The organism is Paracoccus contaminans (assembly GCF_002105555.1).
Taxonomy (GTDB): domain Bacteria; phylum Pseudomonadota; class Alphaproteobacteria; order Rhodobacterales; family Rhodobacteraceae; genus Paracoccus; species Paracoccus contaminans.
The window spans coordinates 704,630-722,215 of sequence record NZ_CP020612.1 but is presented as its reverse complement, the minus strand read 5'-3'; the positions used below and the strand labels follow the sequence as shown (position 1 = coordinate 722,215).

The following is a 17,586-nucleotide window of genomic DNA, read 5'->3' as shown; positions in this document are numbered from 1 at the left end:
AACGCCGCTTGACGTCGTTTCCGATGAAACGTTAAGTTTCTTATGCAACGAATCGGCAGTCAGGGGAGGGGGGAACTCGCATGACGACGCATGAGATGCCCAGGGGCATGGTTCGCGCGGCCACGACGCAAGGCACGACCGAAGGCTATATGCCCGGCTTCGGCAATGATTTCGAAACCGAGGCCCTGCCCGGCGCGCTGCCGCAGGGGCAGAACAGCCCGCAGCGCATCAACTATGGCCTTTACGCCGAACAGCTGTCCGGCACCGCATTCACCGCCAACCCGCCCGAGCGGACATGGTGCTATCGCATCCGCCCGTCCGTGAAACATGCGGGCCGCTTTGCCAAGATCGACGTGCCGCACTGGAAATCGGCGCCGAACATCGTCCCCGATGTCATCAGCCTGGGCCAGTATCGCTGGGACCCGGTGCCCCATTCCGACCAGCCGCTGACCTGGATCACCGGCATGCGCACCGTCACCACGGCGGGCGATGTCCACACCCAGGTCGGCATGGCGAGCCACATCTACCTCGTCACCCGGTCGATGGAGGATGAATACTTCTTCTCGGCCGACAGCGAACTGCTGGTGGTTCCGCAGGAAGGGCGGCTGCGCTTCGCGACCGAGCTGGGCATCATCGACCTTGCGCCGCAGGAAATCGCGATCCTGCCCCGCGGACTGGTCTACCGGGTCGAGCTGCTGGACGGCCCGGCACGGGGCTTTGTCTGCGAAAACTACGGCGAAAAGTTCAAGATGCCCGGCCGCGGCCCGATCGGCGCCAACTGCCTGGCCAACCCGCGCGATTTCAAATGCCCGGTCGCGGCCTTCGAGGACCGCGAGGTCCGCTCGCGCATCGTGATCAAGTGGTGCGGCGAGTTTCACGAGACGTTCACCGAGCAAAGCCCGTTGGACGTGGTCGCATGGCACGGCAACTATTGCCCCTACAAATACGACCTGCGGACCTATTCGCCGGTCGGGGCGATCCTGTTCGACCACCCGGACCCGTCGATCTTCACCGTGCTGACCGCGCCGTCCGCGCATGAGGGGACGGCCAACATCGACTTTGTCCTGTTCCGCGACCGCTGGATGGTGGCCGAAAACACCTTCCGCCCGCCATGGTACCACAAGAACGTCATGTCCGAGCTGATGGGCAACATCCACGGCGTCTATGACGCCAAGCCCCAGGGCTTCGTGCCGGGCGGGGTCAGCCTGCACAACATGATGCTGCCGCACGGGCCGGACCGCAACGCGTTCGAACATGGCTCGACCGAGCCGATGGTTCCGGTGCGCCAGACCGAAACGATGCAGTTCATGTTCGAGACGCGCTTTCCCCAGCAGCTGACCGAATGGGCCGCCAGGGAAATGCCGATCCAGGACGATTACGTGGATTGCTGGCAGAGCCTTGAGAAGAAGTTCGACGGCACGCCCGGCGAAAAGTGACCCCGGCGTGATCGCGGCGGGGAGGCCGGCGATGGGGCATGCAGCGCCGGACCTGCGCGGGCCGCAGATGGTCCGCGTGCCGGGGGGCGAGTTCCTCATGGGATCGGATCGCCATTACCCGGAGGAGGCGCCCGCCCACCGGGTGCGCGTGGGCGCGTTCCTTATGGACAAAACGGCGGTCAAAAACCGCCAATTCGCGGCCTTCGTCGCGGATACGGGCCATGTCACCGTCGCCGAACGACCGCTGGACCCGGCGCTGTATCCGTGCGTGCCGGCCGACCGTCTGCAGCCGGGCAGCGCGGTGTTCCGCATGACGCGCGGGCCGGTCGATCTGCGCGACGTGCGGCAATGGTGGGTCTGGACCGCCGGCGCCTGCTGGCGCCACCCCGAGGGGCCAGGCAGCAGCATCAAGGCGCGCAAGGATCACCCCGTGGTCCATGTCGCCTATGAGGACGCCGCCGCCTTCGCCGCCTGGGCCGGCAAGGCCCTGCCGACCGAGGCGGAATGGGAATTCGCGGCGCGCGGCGGTCTGGAGGCTGCCGAGTTCGCCTGGGGGGACGAGCTGGCCCCGCGCGGCCGCCACCGTGCCAACACCTGGCAGGGGGCGTTCCCGTGGCAGGACCTGGCCGAGGATGGCCACGCCGGCACCTGCCCGGTGCAAAGCTATCCGCCCAACGGATACGGGCTTTACGAGGTCTGCGGCAATGTCTGGGAATGGACGACCGACTGGTATGCGGACCGCCACACGCCCGCGAACGCGGACCGGCCGACCTGCTGCACGCTGGACAACCCGCGCGGTCCTGCCGCTCAGGGCGACGCGGTGCCGCGACGGGTGATCAAGGGCGGCTCGTTCCTGTGCGCGCCGTCCTATTGCCGGCGCTATCGCCCGGCGGCGCGGCATCCGCAGGCGGTCGACACCGGCACCAGCCATATCGGCTTTCGCTGCATCATCCGGGGGTGAGGCCGGATGATGAAAACAAAAGGGGAGGGGACGCAATGAACCAACTGAACAGGCGCATCTTCATGGCGGCCCTTGGCGCCACCGCGCTGGCCAGCGGCGTGGCGGGCCGCGCGCTGGCGCAGGCAACCGGCAGTGCTGCCCCGGCGGGCGGCGCGGCGCGGCCGAACATCCTGCTGATCCTGGCCGACGACATGGGCTGGTCCGACATCGCCCCCTTCGGCGCGGCCGAGATCGCGACGCCGACCCTCGACGCGCTGGCGGCGGACGGCACGCGGCTGACGAACTTTCACGTCTCGCCCTTCTGCTCGCCAACGCGGGCGATGCTGCTGACGGGGCAGGACAATCACCAGATCGGCCTTGGCAACATGATCGAGCTGATCGCCCCCGAACAGAAGGGCCAGCCGGGATACGAGGGCCATCTGAACGACCGCGCCGTGACGATCGCGCAGCGCCTGAAAGAGGCCGGCTATCGCACGATGATGGCGGGCAAGTGGCACCTTGGCTTGGACGAGGCGCATTCGCCCGCCGCCTGGGGGTTCGACCGGTCCTTCGCGATGATGCGGGGCGAGGCGAACCACTATCCCTATCAGGGCAAGGCCCCCAGCCCCGACGGGCCCGATCTTTACCGCGAGGACGGGAAGGAAACCGGGCTGCCGGCTGACTTCTATTCCACCGACGGCTTTGTCGGGCACCTCAACGCCTATCTGGACGAGGTGCCGCAGGGCACGCCGTTCTTCGCCTATCTCGCCTTCACCGCGCCCCATTCCCCGCTGCAGGCCCCGGCCGCGCTGATCGCGAAATACAAGGGCCGCTATGACGCGGGCCCCGCCGCGCTGGCCGAGGCGCGCATGGCGCGGATGAAGGAGCTGGGCCTGATCCCCACGGACGCCAAGCCCCACGCGATGATCGAGCAGAAGGACTGGGCCGCCCTGCCGGCCGAGGACCGCGCCGCCTGGTCGCGCCGGATGGAGATTTACGCAGCCATGATCGACAGCATGGATGCCGGCATCGGCCGCGTCATGGACAAGCTGCGCGAGAAGGGCGCGGCGGACAACACGCTGGTCGTGTTCCTGTCCGACAACGGCGCGGCCGGCGCGCTGCGCGAGGGCAACCCGAAATGGGGTCCGTGGATCAAGGACAATTTCGACAACAGCCTGGACAACATGGGCACCGGGACCAGCTATCTCTCGACCGGCTCGGACTGGGCGCAGGCATCGATGGCGCCCTTCGCGCTGTTCAAGGGCTTCACGACCGAGGGCGGCACGCTGTCCCCGGTCATCATGGCCGGCCCCGGCATCGCCAAGGGCGGCATCTCGGGCCGCTTTGGCGAGGTCAAGGACATCGCGCCGACCCTGCTGACGCTCGCCGGTGTCGATCCGGCGGCCCCAGCGGGCAAGGCGCCGGTCACCGGCGCCGACATGCTGCCTGCGCTGGCCAGGCCGGACGCGACTCAGGTCGGCCCTGACAGGCCGATGGTGATGGAACTGGTCGGCGGCCGGGCCGTCCACAAGGGCGACTGGAAGGCGGTCCTGATCACCTCGCGCCCCAGCGGCCTCAAGCCCGAGGGCGTCGCGACGCGCAAATGGCAGCTTTACAACCTGGCCAATGACCCCGGCGAGACGACCGACCTGGCCGCCGAGCAGCCGCAGGTGCTGGCCGAACTGGCGCAGGCTTATGACGCCTGGGCCAAGGAGAACGGTGTCATCAGCCTGCCGGGCATGTTCGAGGACATCATCCGCTGACCCCCTGTCCGGGCCGCCGCCCCGCGCGGCCCGGACGCCCATCACCGACAGGAGACGATCATGTCCGCCACCATCGCCCGCAGCTGGGTCGCCAGCGCCAACGATCCCGACAGCGACTTTCCGCTGCAGAACCTGCCCTATGGAGTGTTCTCGGTGGGCGGTCACGCGCCGCGCTGCGGGGCGGCGATCGGCGACATGATCCTTGACCTTGCCGCCGCCGAGGCAGCGGGCGCCATCGAGGCGCAGGGAACCTTCGCGCGCCCCTTCATGAACGACTTCATCGCGCTGGGCCGCGATACCTGGGCAAGCACCCGCGCGCGGCTGACCGAACTGCTGGCCGAGGACGGCGGCAACCGCGATCTGCCGCTGGTGCCGATGGCGGATGCGACGCTGCATCTGCCGATCCGCGTGACCGAATTCACCGATTTCTATGCCTCGAAAAACCATGCCTTCAACGTGGGCGTGCTGTTCCGCGGCCCGGAAAACGCCCTGCCGCCGCAGTGGACGCACATGCCCATCGGTTATAACGGCCGCGCCTCGTCCGTCGTTGTCTCGGGCACCGACATCATCCGCCCGATGGGCCAGCTGAAGGGCGAGGACGGCCCGATCTGGTCCCCGACCCGCCGGCTGGACCTGGAGCTTGAACTCGGCGCCATCGTCGGCGCGGATTCCGCCATGGGCACCCGCGTCAGCGTCGAAGAGGCCGAGGAGATGATCTTCGGCTATGTCCTGCTGAACGACTGGTCGGCGCGCGACGTGCAGGCGTGGGAATACCAGCCGCTTGGCCCGTTCCAGTCCAAGGCGCTGGGCACCACCATCAGCCCGTGGATCGTAACCGTCGCCGCGCTGGAACCCTTCCGCCGCGAAGGGGCGCCGCGCGACAACCCGCTGCTGCCCTATCTGCAGGAACAGCGGCCGGGCTTCTTTGACCTGCAGCTGGGCTGGTCGATGAACGGGCAGATGATGGCGCGCACGAACTACAACGTGATGTATTATTCGTCCGCCCAGCAGCTGGCGCATCACACCGAAAGCGGCTGCCCGATGCGGGTCGGCGATCTGCTGGGAACCGGCACCATTTCCGGCCCCAGCCGCGATCAGACCGGCGCGCTGCTGGAAATGACGATGGGCGGGAAAGAGCCGGTGACCGTGAACGGCGAGACGCGGACCTTCATCCAGGACGGCGACACCATTGCGCTGCACGGGCATGCCCAGGGCGCGGGCTACCGCATCGGCTTTGGCCCGTGCACCGGCACCATCCTGCCGGCGCGGGAATGACGGCGGTGGAACGGCCGGTCCTGCATGATTACTGGCGCTCATCCGCATCCTATCGGGTGCGGATCGCGCTGGCGCTGAAGGGCATCGCCTATGACCGCGTGCCGGTCGATCTGCTGGCGGGCGAGCAGCGGGGGGCGGCCAACATGGCCGTCAACCCGCAGGGGCTGGTCCCGACGCTGGAGATCGACGGGCTGGTGCTGACGCAGTCGCTGGCGATCATCGGCTATCTGGACGAGACCCGACCCGATCCCGCCCTGCTGCCCGCGGACCCCGCCGGCCGCGCCCGCGTGCGCGCCCTCGCGCTGGCCGTCGCCTGCGAGATCCATCCGCTGTCCAACCCCTCGGTCCTGTCGCGGGTCGAGGCGCTGGGCGGGCCGGACGCCCGCGTCCGCTGGAACCGCGAGAACATCGCCCGCGGGCTCGAGTCGGTCGAAAGGCTGCTGGACCATCCCGGCTTCACCGGCCGGTTCTGCCACGGCGATGCGCCGGGGCTGGCCGACTGCACACTGATCCCGCAGCTTTACAATGCCGCGCGCTGGGGCGTGGATTACACGCATCTGACCCGCATCCGCGCGGTCGAAGCGGCCTGCGAAATCCATCCCGCCTTTGCCGCCGCACACCCGGATCGCTTTGCACCGGACGGCGCACCGGCGCAGGTCGCCGGGCGGGGAAAAGTCTGTTGCAACAGAAACGAAAAATGGCACAGTCGGGCACGGCGCGACGAAGGGGGCGATGCGGTGATGGACGGCGCGGCACAGCCGACCCCTTTTGCCTGTCCCTTCCACGGTAGCGAGGCAGGGCGCAGCTTTGATCCCTTCGGCCCGGCCTATCAGGCCGACCCGGCCGAGGCGCTGCGCTGGTCGCGGGAATCCGAGCCGGTGTTCTTCAGCGAGCCGCTGGGATACTGGGTCGTCAGCCGCTATGACGACATCAAGGCGATCTTCCGCGACCCGATCCTGTTTTCCCCGGCCAACGCGCTGGAAAAGATCACCCCGCCCTCGCCCGAGGCGGTCGAGGTGCTGGCCCGCGCCAACTATGCCATGAACCGCACCTTGGTGAATGAGGACGAGCCGGCCCACATGGCCCGCCGCCGCGTCCTGCTGGACGCCTTCACCCCCCATGCGCTGGCGGCCCATCGCCCGATGGTGCGCGATCTGGTGCGCGGCAGGCTGGACGCGATTGTGGACAAGGGCCGGTCCGATCTGGTCGCGGACATGCTGTGGGACGTGCCGCTGACGGTCGCGCTGCATTTCCTGGGCGTGCCGCCGGACGACATGGACAAGCTGCGCAGCTTTTCGGTCGCCCATACCGTGAACACCTGGGGCCGTCCTTCGCCCGATCAGCAGGTCGCCGTGGCCGAGGGCGTCGCCGCCTTCTGGACCTATTCGGGCGAGGTGCTGGCCCGCATGGCCGCGCGCGTCGATGCGGGCGAACATCCGCACGGCTGGATGTATGACATGATCGCGAAGAACCGCGTCATGCCGGACATCGTGACCGACAACTACCTGCATTCCATGATGATGGCGATCATCGTGGCCGCGCATGAAACGACGGCGCTCGCCTCGGCCAACATGTTCCGCCGCCTGCTGGAAGACCGCGCCCAGTGGGACGCGATCTGCGCCGATCCCGCGCTGATCCCGGCGGCGGTCGAGGAATGCCTGCGCCATTCGGGCAGCGTCGTGGCGTGGCGCCGCGTGGCGACGGCCGATGCGCAGGTCGCGGGCGTGACGATCCCGGCGGGCGGCAAGATCCTGATGGTCACCGCCTCGGCCAACCATGATCCGCGCCAGTTCGACAACCCCGACGCGCTGGACATATGGCGCGACAATGCGGCCGATCACCTGACCTTCGGCTATGGCGCGCATCAGTGCATGGGCAAGAACCTCGGCCGGATGGAAATGGCCGTGATGCTCGAGGAAGTGTCGCGACGCTTGCCGCATCTGCGGCTGGAGGATCAGGCGTTCACCTATCTGCCCAACATCTCGTTCCGCGGGCCCGAGGCGGTCTGGGTCCACTGGAACCCGGCGCTGAACCCCGCGCAGACCGCGCCGGCGCGCGACTTTCCCGTGGGCGCGCCGGACCGCAAGGCGATCCAGCGGCAGCTGACAGTGACCGAGGCGCGGCCGCTGGCGGACGGCGTGCTGGGGATCACACTGTCCGATCCCTCGGGGCGGGCGCTGCCCGACTGGACCCCCGGCGCGCATCTGGAAATCGTGCTGCCGGACGGCGAAGGGCGGCGCTATTCGCTGTGCGGCCGCCCCGGCGGCGATTGGCAGATCGCGGTGCTGCGCGAGGATGCGGGCCGCGGCGGGTCGCGCTGGATGCACGAAAACGCCCGCCCTGGCGCCACGCTGTCCGTGCGCGGGCCGCGCAATCATTTCCGGCTGGACGAGACGGCGCCCGCGCATATCCTGATTGCGGGCGGCATCGGAATCACCCCGATCCTGGCGATGGCCGACCGGCTGAAGGCGGCGGGACTGCCCTATCAGCTGCATTATGCCGGCCGGTTTGCCGCGCATATGGCGTTCCTGGATCGCGCCCGCGCCGATCATGGGGACGCGCTGCATCTGCACATCGCCGCCGATGGCGGGCGCGCCGACCTGCCGGCGCTGGTCGCCGAAGCGGCTCCCGGCACGCGCCTTTCCGCCTGCGGCCCGGCGCGGCTGCTTGAGGAGCTGGACCGGCTGGTCGCGGCGCGTCCCGACCTGACGCTCGCCTTCGAACATTTCACCGGCGGCGGCGATGCGGGTGCGCTGGGGCAAGGCCAGCCCTTCAACGCCGTCTGCGCCGACAGCGGCCTGACGCTGGAGGTGCCGGACGGGCGCACGCTGCTGGACGTGCTGCGCGGCGCGGGGCTGGACGTGCCGTCCGACTGCGAGGAAGGGCTGTGCGGCAGCTGCGAGATCGGCGTGCAGTCCGGCGAGATCGAGCACCGCGACCGCGTCCTGACCGCCGCCGAACGCGCGGCGGGCGACCGCATCATCACCTGCTGTTCGCGGGCGCGCGGACGGCTGGTCCTGTCCATCTGAAGAATGATCCAACGGGAGGAATCATGAAGACCATCACCACCATCGCCACAGCAGTCGCCGCGCTTGCCTCGGCCGTCCCCGCCTCGGCCGAGACCGTGCTGAAGCTGTCGCACTATCTGCCGGCGGTGCACGGCATCCAGACCGACTTCATCCTGCCCTGGACCGAACAGGTCACCCAGTGCACGGGCGGCGAGGTCAAGTTCGAGATCTCGCCCGGCGGCACGCAGCTGGGCAACGTCGCCAAGCAGCAGGAACAGGTGCTGGCCGGCGTCGTGGATATCGCCCACGGCCTGACCGGCACGCCGCGCGGCCGCTTTCCGCGTACCTCGCTGATCGAGATGCCGTTCCTGTCGCGCAACGCGGCCGAGGCGACCTATGCGCTGTGGTCGCTGTATCCGACGCAACTCAAGGACGAATACAAGGGGCTGAAGGTGCTGGCCCTGCACGCCCATAACGGCGGTCTGCTGCACACCAACGGCAAGCATGTCGAGACGATGGAGGACATGAAGGGCCTGCGCATCCGCACCCCTTCGCCCGCCGTGTCGGAAATGCTGACCTATCTGGGCGCGACGCCCCAGGCCCTGCCGCCGGGCGAGGTGTATGAAAACCTGCAACGCCACGTCATCGACGGCACCGTGTTCCCTTGGGACCCGGTAAAAAGCTTTGGCCTGAACGAGGTGCTGACCGACCACCTGGACGCGGGCTTTTACACCGTCTCGTTCTTCTTCGTGATGAACCAGAAGAAATACGACAGCCTGCCGGACAACGTGCGCAAGTGCATCGACGACGCCTCGGGCGACAATCTGGTGCCCAAGTTCGGCGACTGGTGGAGCAAGTGGGACGCCGCCGGCAAGGCCGAGGCCGAGGCTGCGGGCCACAAGATCACCATGGTCTCGGACGAGGAACGCGCCCGCTGGCGCGAGGCGCTGGCGCCGATGCTGACCAAGTATCTGGAAACGGCCAAGGGCGAGGGCGTCGCCGACGCCGATGCGCTGTACAGGGCGTTCCAGGACAAGATCGCGGAATACCAGGCCGCGCATCCGGCCAAATGATGCAGCCCGCCCGTGCGGATCATTCGCGCGGGCCGTTCAGCCCTTTTGGGGGAGGGGGAGTGATGGAATCTCTGTTGCGCGGCATCGACCGCCTGATGGAAGTTCTGGGCGCGATCGGGGTGCTGTCCTATTGCGCCGCCGCCGCGGTCAGCGTGGCGGACGTGATCGGCCGGCGGTTCGGGATGCCCGTGGTGGGCGTCGTCGATCTGGTGCAGCTGTTCGTCATGGCCGGGGCGTGGCTGTGCATCCCCTGGGGCTTTTCCGCCGGCGCCCATGTCGGGGTCGATTTCCTGCTGGAACGGATGCCCGCAGGCGCGGCGCGGGCTTTGCAGGCCGCGGCGGCGGTGATCGCCGCGGGGCTGATGGCCATGATCCTGTGGAAATGCTTTGGCGCCTGGCAGATGCAGGCCCTGCTGGGGGACAAGTCCCAGCAGCTGGGCATCCCGATGAGCTATTTCTGGGTGCCGCTGCTGGTCGGGGCCGCCGCCTCGATCCTGGCGGCGCTGGCGGTCGTGATCCGGCTGACCAGCGGGCGCACCGTCATCTCCACGCAAGCGCATTGAAGGGGGCCGAACATGTCGATGCCGACAATGGGAATCGTAGGCTTCATCCTGACGCTGGTGCTGATCGCCTTCGGCCTGCCGGTCGCGGTGGCCATGGCCGTCGTGGGGCTGGGGGGCGTCTGGCTGGCCGGCGGCTGGGACCAGATGGTCTATGTTCTGGGCACCTCGCCGTTCGAATCCATCTTCCCCTATTCGTTCAGCGTCATCCCGCTGTTCGTGCTGATGGGCGTGTTTGCCGCCCGCGCCGGCCTGTCTCGGTCTTTGTTCGAGCTGGTGAACGGCTTTTTCGGCCACTGGCGCGGAGGCTTGGCCGTGTCCACCATCGGCGCCTGCGCAATCTTCGGCGCGATCTGCGGATCGTCGCTGGCGACCGTCGCGACCATCGGCCGGGTCGCGATGCCGGAAATGCGCCGCTATGGCTATGACGACAGCCTGTCATCCGCCTCGGTCGCGGCAGGGGGCACGCTGGGCGTGCTGATTCCGCCGTCGATCATCCTGGTGATCTTTGGCCTGCTGACCCAGACCTCGATCGGCAAGCTGTTCGTCGCGGCCATCATCCCCGGCATCCTCGGGACCGTGCTTTACGCCGGCGCGGTGATGATCCGCGCGCGGATGCGCCCCGAGCTTGCCCCGCGGGCCGAGCGGATGGGCTGGGCCGCCCGCGCGTCGCTGTTCGGGCGGGTCTGGCCGGTGCTGGGGCTGTTCTTCGTCGTGATCGGCGGCATCCAGTTCGGCTGGTTCTCGCCGACCGAGGCGGCGGCCGTCGGCGCCTTCGGCGCCTTCGTCCTGGCACTGATCGCGGGCAGCATCACCGGCGCGACCTTGCGCGAAATCGCGCGCGAGACGGCGGCGCTGACGGGAATGATCTTCCTCATCATCATCGGCGCGTCGTTCTTCAACTTCTTCCTGGAAACGACCGGCCTGCCGCGGATGCTGGCGGGGGCGATCGCCAGTTCGGGCCTCAGCCCGACCGTGGTGATGGTGCTGATCCTGCTGTTCTACATCGTGCTGGGCTGCTTCATGGATTCGATGTCCATGGTGCTGCTGACCGTGCCGCTGCTGGCGCCGGTCGCGGTGGCGCTGAACTTTGACATGATCTGGTTCGGCGTGCTTGTCGTCACGGTGGCCGAGATCGGGCTGATCACCCCGCCGGTCGGCATGAACCTGTTCGTCGTGCAGGCGACGGTGCCGGGGCTGAAACAGGCGACCGTGGTGCGGGGCATCATGCCGTTCATCCTGGCCGACTTCGTTCGCCTCGCATTGCTCGTGGCATTCCCGGCAATCACGCTTTGGATGGTCAGCTGACCTGATACGGGGTGTTGCGCCGCAGGCCGGGAACCAGCGTCCCCGGCCTGCGGGTTGCTCGCTGCCTTCGCAACGAATGCTGGGGCGCTGCATCGCGTAGCGCTCCGCGCTGAGCTGACATGGAGGCGAGCCGCCGCAATCTCTTGCGCGACCGCCTTTGACTGGGCGCGCTACCCTCCGCCGCATCGGCCGCCGCGCAGACTGCCATATGCGCTGCCTTTCCAGCCGGCGCCTCGATCGCTGAAAGGCCGATCGAGATCGTCAGCCTCGAGCGCGTGCAGGAAGCCGCAAAGAGGGTTTGCCCAAGTGCGTCATTCCTTTGTCGCAGGCGCGGCCGGCACGGAATGGACCCTGCCTGAAAATCGCCGCGCCCTTGACGATTTGCACGTCCTGCCCCAGGGCCTGTGCGGCACCTCGCCCGATATGGGCTTGCCGGTCGATCTGCCGGGCCGCAAGCTGCCCCTCCCGGTATGCACCGCGCCGATGGGCGCGCTTGGCATGGTGCAAGACGAAGCCAAGGTCGCGACCCCGCTCAGAACCGGCTGATTGCGAACGGGCTGGGGTGCAGTCTGCCTTGGCGGATCCAGGCCATGCGATTGCCCTTCCGCGGCGATCCATTCGGAACAATACCGTTGGCAACTAAGGAAATGCTGTGCCCCCTCTTCTGGCCCGTTAGCTAAGCCCTATGGGTCGGCCAGCTCGCCCGGCGGCCCTTGGATGGCCGGAACGATTGTGCGCATTGTCCGCCTTTGCAACAAGGCGGCGATGCGCCCGCCCAAGCGGCTCAGCGCGCGGGTATGCCGCCTGCCCGCACCTGTCACTGCCGCCTAGATAACTTGTGCCTGTCTGTCGAAATTAAATGCCCTCGTCATAAAGCGCGCTAAGGGCCATGACGAACCAAAATAGCTGATCTTCGTTGAAGTCTTGGTGCACCCAATGCGGCAGTATGTTTCGGCGAAACTGAAGCTTTCGCAGTGCATCTGGCAAGAGCAACACCTTTCTGTTGGCACGTTCCTCAATGCTGCTGTTTTCAACCCCTTGGGCCAAAGCCCTCGCCAATCCAAACAATATTTCCGGAAAAACGAAATCAGTGGACGCCGGATCGTCCGGCTGGCCTATGAAGGCCAATAAATCACGGCCGATCCGGCGATAAACCCGGATCGTTCTCGTCTCCTGGTCGACAAGAACGCCGGCTTGTTTTCCCGATCTTCCTCGATAAAACCGTGTTCCAGCAGTTTTACGAGGATTTGTTTTTCCTTGTTGTTCGTTGTTTTGTCGGTTCCGTGGGTGAGCCCAAGAACAACGTCCAGCGAGTCCGTTTCGGAGTAGTTGATCTTGGTCTGATAAGCCCAGGCTCTGATATTGTCCCGTATGGCAGCGGTCATGCCCTGGGCCTGCGTATCGTTGATCGTGTTAGGCCCGCTTTTGATCGAGGTCATATAGCGCCGTGAGCCAACAACGCAACTGCGGTCAATTTCTCGCCAGACAGAACTGGTGCGCTGCCGGGACTTCTCCTCTTGCGTCAGTCCGGCAATGACGGTAAATTCTGCGATCTTTTCGGGCGGGTCTGACTATTTCACCATCGAACGGATCGGATACTGACCACGAACGTTGCTTCAATGGACTTTCCGAAGGAAGTCTCCAGCGCCATGTAAAGCTTGCTGTTGAAAAGGAAGCGGGCGAAGTCGTCGGGTTCGTCCAGATTTGTGACACTAGCCGCCGTCATCAGGACATACGGATTGGTGCGGTAATCGGAAAGGCCCCCTCGCTTTTCAAGCGCGGCCGGGACGTTGGATCCGATATGCCGCGTTAATTTCTCACACAGCGTGTAAAGCCTGTCTTTGTCAATCTTCTGGAATAGCTTGACGAATTACTTTTGGTCGAATGTGTGCCACTGTTTCTTCAGGGTTTTAAAGAATGGGTTTGATCACTTGCCTTTTACCATCTAAATCTTACCTGATTGCCCGACTGCGACGCAGCGTCTGGGGTGCCTCATACGATTTCTTGGAATTATCCGCCGCATCTTCCCAAACAAAAGTTTTTCCGGCCTTGAATAATTGTCGGGTCCAAACGTGCGACTGGATGTAAATGACCCTGTAGTCGGCCGGGGCCCGCGAAAGACGACTTTCGGTTCCGTTCAGACGGTCCAGGGCATCTGCAATCACCCCGCCCGCGACCATGCCAAGCCGCACGGGAACGGCATTCCCAATCCTGGCATAACCCTGCGCAACGGTTCCCCCAAGATGCCAGCCGGGTGGAAATTCCTGGATTGCGGCATACTCCCGCAATGTGAGGGCGCGCACTTCCAAGGGATGGCACAGAGCCGTGCTGGCATGGTTTGGCATTGTGACGAGGGTAGGGCAAGGCAGGTCATAACTTAACCGGCGCCACCAGGCCGAGCGCCCTCCTTTGGCGTGCCATACCCGTCCTATCGACTTCTGCTGCAAGGCTACGGGTAGGCTGCGCGGACAAACGTAACATTCCCGCCCATCTGCCCGGCGGCCTTGGCGGCGGCGTGCCGCGCCCGTTCTGCCCGCCTGCATGGCCTGGTGCTGGGCTGCGGCTGCTTGGGGCGGAGGGAGCGCTGCGCCCTGATAAGTCCGCTGTCTCCGTCCCGTTTTCCAGCTTGTTGGTTAGCCCCGGCCGAGTGCGGGAAGGCTGGCGGGCCGGTCTGTCCGTGCATCGCTTACCTGGCCTGCGGCGGGGCCGCGGCACAGCTGCCCCGCCCGTGGTTCGCCCTTTTAGTCTCGCGCCCCATCTGCAGCCCTTTCGCTGTTGCGCCATGCCGCACCCGCCTGCCGCCGATGGTCCTACGGCCCGCATGTCCTGCGGTGCGTCGAGGCAGCAACGTCGCCGCTGCGATCCAAAACCCGCTTGACCCTGCCAGCCCGCGCGCGCGGCCGCCAAGCGGCCTGCCAAACCGCCGCACCGATACTGCCGAGCCGTGCTGCCCTTGCAATCTGCAGGACGGCGCCGCTGCGACATCGCGCTCTAACGGATCGGCGCCGGCTTGTCCCCGGCCTGCCTGCGCCTATCAACGTCGGCCCCATGCGAGGCATTGGCCCGGCAGCCCGCATGGGGCCGCGCCCTGCACCGCGCCGCAGGCTGACAGCCCGGCCCAATGGACACCCGGTCGGGTTATCCCCGGCTGGCCTGAAGACCCCACGCCTGTCCGCGGCGCCGCGACCCGCCGACAGTATTACCCGTCCGCTTCAAAACCCCAGCGCACGACGTCAAAATGTCATTCGGTGGTAACCCAGTGGTAGCCCGAAAGAAAAAAGGGCCGAGGCAGAGATGCCTAAGCCCTTGTTTTAAATGGCGGACCCGGAGCGATTCGAACGCCCGACCCCCAGATTCGTAGTCTGGTGCTCTATCCAGCTGAGCTACGGGTCCGTCGTAGGGCGGGTTCCTAGGCTTCCGGGCGGGGGGATGCAAGCGAAAAACGGTGCGCTGCTGTAAAAAGAAACCGGCAGGGGTCAGAACGGGCAGATGTCGCGCGGAAGACAGATCAGGAACTCGGTTCCGGCGTCATCGCTGCGCACCAGGTCCAGCGATCCGCCGTGACCGCGCACCAGATCGGCGGCGATCGCCAGCCCCAGGCCCGTGCCGCCCTTGCGAATTCCGCCGGTGAACGGCTCGAACAGGTGATCGCGCGCCTTCTGCGGCAGGCCGGGGCCGGTATCGCCGACGCGGATGCACCAGTGGGTCTCGTCCTCGGCGCCCGACATCTCGATGGTGCCGGGGCGGCGGGTGGCGGCGATCGCCTGGCGGGCGTTCCGGGCAAGGTTGGAAAGCACGCGGTAAAGCTGCTCGCGGTCGGCCCGGATCCGCAACCCGGCAGGCATGTCGATCACGAAATCCACGGCGCCGCCGTCCCCGGCCGCCTCGGCGGCCAGACTCTCGGCCTCGACCACCTCGGCGACCAAGGGCGCGAGATTGAAGATCGACAAAGTCGGCTGCGGCTCTTCGGCCTTGCCGAAAGCCAGCGTCGTTTCGCACAGATTGACCGCCCGGCTGATCGCGCCGACCAGCTTGGGCGCTGCGCGGCGCACGGCGGGATCGGCGCTGCTTTCCAGCCGGTCTGCAAGGATCTGCCCGGTTGCCAGCACGTTGCGCAGGTCATGGCTGATCTTGGCTACTGCCTGACCCAGCTGCGCCAGCCGTTCCCGCTGCTTGAGCGAGGCGGTGACGGTCCGCTGCATTTCGGCCAGGGCGGTTTCGGCCGCCCGCACCTCGCCCATCCGGGCGGAGGGGGTGATGATGGTGCGCATGTCGCCGGGCGAGGCGGCATAGGCGGTCATGTGGCCGATCACGCGGCGGATCGGGCCGACGATCAGCCGCTGTGTGGCAAGGTTGAGCAGCAGCGCTGTCAGCACCGAAAACGCCGCCGACAAGGCCAGCATGCGCACCGCGAACTCGATCATCTCCTCGCGCATGGGGGCGGTATTCATGGTGATCTCGATCAGCTGCCCGGCCTGCCGGACGGGCTGGCCGATCACGCGGATCACCTCGGCCTTGTCGTGGATCAGGTCGCGCAGCGTCTGGCGGACGCTGTCGCCATAGGTCGTCTCGCGCAGGTCATAGGTTGCCGAGATCGGCTGGGGCAGGGGGGAAGACAGCACCAGCTGCCGCACGTCGTTGCGCCGCAGCACGACGTTGTAGACGCCGGCGTTTTCCAGCAGTTCGCTTTCCAGATCGGCCGCGATCGATTCGTCGGTCGCCAGCAGGGCGAGGCTGGCGATCTGCGCCCGTTCAAGCCGCGTTTCCAGATAGTCGCGGCGATAGTTGGTCACGCTGGGCACCAGGATCAGCAACTCGGCCAGCACCACGAAGGCGATCGTCAACAGCGCGAAGCGGCCGGAGATGGTGTTGAGAGTCATGCCTGCTCGTGTCGTCGCGCAAATCCTGCCGCATGATTGCCGGACGGGCCGCAGCCATCATCAAACAAACGTGATGTCCACCGGGTTCCCGCAGATGCCACAACCTGTTCTTGTCACCTGGCCCGATGCGCATCAAACGGTTGACTCAGCGCCCGCGTCTGCCTATCAGACGGGCTTCGCATTATCGGCGCATTCTGCGCGGGGCCATTCCCCGCAGGCCGCGTCCTGTCTGTTGGAGCACGACGATGAAACGCACCTTCCAGCCGTCGAACCTGGTTCGCGCGCGCCGGCACGGGTTCCGCGCCCGCATGGCCACCAAGGGCGGCCGCAAGGTTCTGGCCGCGCGCCGCGCGCGGGGCCGCAAGGTTCTGTCCGCCTGACAAGGCGGCGGGCGTGTCCGCGGCGCTGACCGAAACGGCCGAGGCGCATTTGCCTGTCGCGGCCCGGTCCGTGCCGCCGCGTTCAGCCAGTCCCGCCCTTGTCCTGCGCCGCCGGGCTGACTTCCTGCGGGCCGCATCCGCCCGCCGTCAGGGAACGGCGGGCTTTCTGCTGCAGGCGCGCTGTCGCCGGCCCGACGAGCAGGCCCCGGCCGATGCGATCCGGATCGGCTTCACCTGTTCAAAAAAGCTGGGCAACGCCGTTGCCCGTAATCGGGCCAAGCGGCGCCTGCGGGCCCTCGCGCGCGAGATCCTGCCCCGATCGGCCCGTCCCGGATGGGATTATGTCCTGGTCGGCCGGCCCGAGGCGACCGCGACCCGCGATTTTGCCCTGCTCAAGGCGGACCTTCTGTCCGCGCTGGAGCGCGTGCACGCGGCGCGCATGCCGCAGGACAGCGGGGCGGCCGATCCCGCGCCAAGGCGGCGGGGCGGACGATGAGCGGGCTGCCGCCGCTGCACGGCGCGCGCTGCCCTGCGCGGCCGACAGCGGCTCCGCGCATGAGCCTTGCCGCGCAGCTTGTCGCCCTGCCGGTGCGGGCCTACCGGCTGCTGCTCAGCCCTTGGATCGGGCATGCCTGCCGCTTTCAGCCGACCTGTTCGGTCTATGCGCTCGATGCGCTTGCGCGCCATGGCGCATGGCGCGGCACCGCGCTGATGCTGCGCCGGCTGGGCCGCTGTCATCCCTGGGGCGGATCGGGCTTTGATCCGGTGCCGCCCGTCAAGGGTGATCCGCGATGAGCCGGCCGCGGCATGTTCCTGCGGGGCTTGTCCTTGTCGCCGCTGCGGCTGTCGCGCTGGTGGCATGGCTGGCCTTTGTTTTCAGGGCTGCCTTGCCGTTCACCGGCCCCTGAGCCGGCCGTGAAGAGGGCGGCCTTCCGGATGATCCGCCCCTCCTCATCCCCCCTT

At 67.0% G+C, this 17,586-nt stretch carries 15 protein-coding genes and 1 tRNA gene; 12 read left to right on the top strand and 4 right to left on the bottom strand.

Going from position 1 to position 17,586, the window contains the following annotated elements:
- The first annotated feature begins 80 nt into the window (after positions 1-80).
- The 9 genes from hmgA (at position 81) to B0A89_RS14790 (ending at position 11,909) form a co-directional block, all read left to right on the top strand.
- Entirely contained in the window at positions 81-1,436 is a 1,356-nt protein-coding gene (hmgA, locus tag B0A89_RS03465) for a homogentisate 1,2-dioxygenase (protein WP_085376935.1), read from the top strand.
- A 31-nt stretch (positions 1,437-1,467) separates the two neighbouring features.
- Entirely contained in the window at positions 1,468-2,397 is a 930-nt protein-coding gene (locus tag B0A89_RS03460; RefSeq protein WP_085376934.1) for a formylglycine-generating enzyme family protein, read from the top strand.
- A gap of 35 nt (positions 2,398-2,432) precedes the next feature.
- Complete coding sequence (locus B0A89_RS03455; protein ID WP_240558623.1) at positions 2,433-4,139, top strand: arylsulfatase; 1,707 nt, start codon at positions 2,433-2,435, stop codon at positions 4,137-4,139.
- Positions 4,140-4,199: 60 nt separating this feature from the next.
- Positions 4,200-5,414, top strand: coding sequence for a fumarylacetoacetase (gene fahA / locus B0A89_RS03450; protein WP_085376933.1), 1,215 nt, complete (start codon positions 4,200-4,202; stop codon positions 5,412-5,414).
- Positions 5,381-8,443, top strand: a complete 3,063-nt coding sequence (gene maiA, locus B0A89_RS15370; protein ID WP_157115229.1) for a maleylacetoacetate isomerase — start codon at positions 5,381-5,383, stop codon at positions 8,441-8,443. Before fahA ends, maiA begins: the two co-directional genes overlap by 34 nt.
- Positions 8,444-8,466: 23 nt before the next feature.
- Positions 8,467-9,495 (top strand): TRAP transporter substrate-binding protein, encoded by a 1,029-nt coding sequence (locus tag B0A89_RS03440; RefSeq protein WP_085376931.1) that lies wholly within the window; start codon positions 8,467-8,469, stop codon positions 9,493-9,495.
- Between the two features lie 62 nt (positions 9,496-9,557).
- On the top strand, positions 9,558-10,058 hold the full coding sequence (locus B0A89_RS03435) for a TRAP transporter small permease (protein WP_205949769.1): 501 nt from the start codon (positions 9,558-9,560) through the stop codon (positions 10,056-10,058).
- A gap of 12 nt (positions 10,059-10,070) precedes the next feature.
- Positions 10,071-11,363 carry a TRAP transporter large permease gene (locus tag B0A89_RS03430; RefSeq protein WP_085376930.1) on the top strand — a complete coding sequence of 431 codons (1,293 nt, stop codon included), beginning with the start codon at positions 10,071-10,073 and terminating at the stop codon, positions 11,361-11,363.
- 306 nt (positions 11,364-11,669) lie between these two features.
- Positions 11,670-11,909, top strand: a complete 240-nt coding sequence (locus tag B0A89_RS14790; protein ID WP_169712128.1) for an alpha-hydroxy-acid oxidizing protein — start codon at positions 11,670-11,672, stop codon at positions 11,907-11,909.
- A gap of 569 nt (positions 11,910-12,478) precedes the next feature.
- Here B0A89_RS14790 and B0A89_RS03420 read toward each other — a convergent pair.
- From B0A89_RS03420 to B0A89_RS03410, 4 genes are all read right to left on the bottom strand, one after another.
- Positions 12,479-12,802: a PDDEXK family nuclease gene (locus tag B0A89_RS03420; protein WP_240558622.1), complete on the bottom strand. Its 324-nt coding sequence runs from the start codon at positions 12,800-12,802 to the stop codon at positions 12,479-12,481.
- A gap of 513 nt (positions 12,803-13,315) precedes the next feature.
- Entirely contained in the window at positions 13,316-13,666 is a 351-nt protein-coding gene (locus B0A89_RS14540; protein ID WP_338045746.1) for a DNA cytosine methyltransferase, read from the bottom strand.
- 1,013 nt (positions 13,667-14,679) lie between these two features.
- Positions 14,680-14,756 (bottom strand) — tRNA-Arg (locus tag B0A89_RS03415).
- Between the two features lie 83 nt (positions 14,757-14,839).
- Entirely contained in the window at positions 14,840-16,243 is a 1,404-nt protein-coding gene (locus B0A89_RS03410) for a sensor histidine kinase (RefSeq protein WP_085376927.1), read from the bottom strand.
- A 245-nt stretch (positions 16,244-16,488) separates the two neighbouring features.
- Between B0A89_RS03410 and rpmH the strand changes: the two genes are divergently transcribed.
- From rpmH to yidD, 3 genes are read left to right on the top strand one after another with little or no spacing between them, the layout of a single operon-like run.
- Positions 16,489-16,623: a 50S ribosomal protein L34 gene (gene rpmH / locus B0A89_RS03405; protein WP_085376926.1), complete on the top strand. Its 135-nt coding sequence runs from the start codon at positions 16,489-16,491 to the stop codon at positions 16,621-16,623.
- Positions 16,624-16,636: 13 nt separating this feature from the next.
- Positions 16,637-17,119 carry a ribonuclease P protein component gene (gene rnpA, locus B0A89_RS03400; RefSeq protein WP_085376925.1) on the top strand — a complete coding sequence of 161 codons (483 nt, stop codon included), beginning with the start codon at positions 16,637-16,639 and terminating at the stop codon, positions 17,117-17,119.
- Between the two features lie 59 nt (positions 17,120-17,178).
- Positions 17,179-17,418, top strand: coding sequence for a membrane protein insertion efficiency factor YidD (gene yidD, locus B0A89_RS03395; RefSeq protein WP_085376924.1), 240 nt, complete (start codon positions 17,179-17,181; stop codon positions 17,416-17,418).
- The last annotated feature ends 168 nt before the right edge of the window (positions 17,419-17,586 follow it).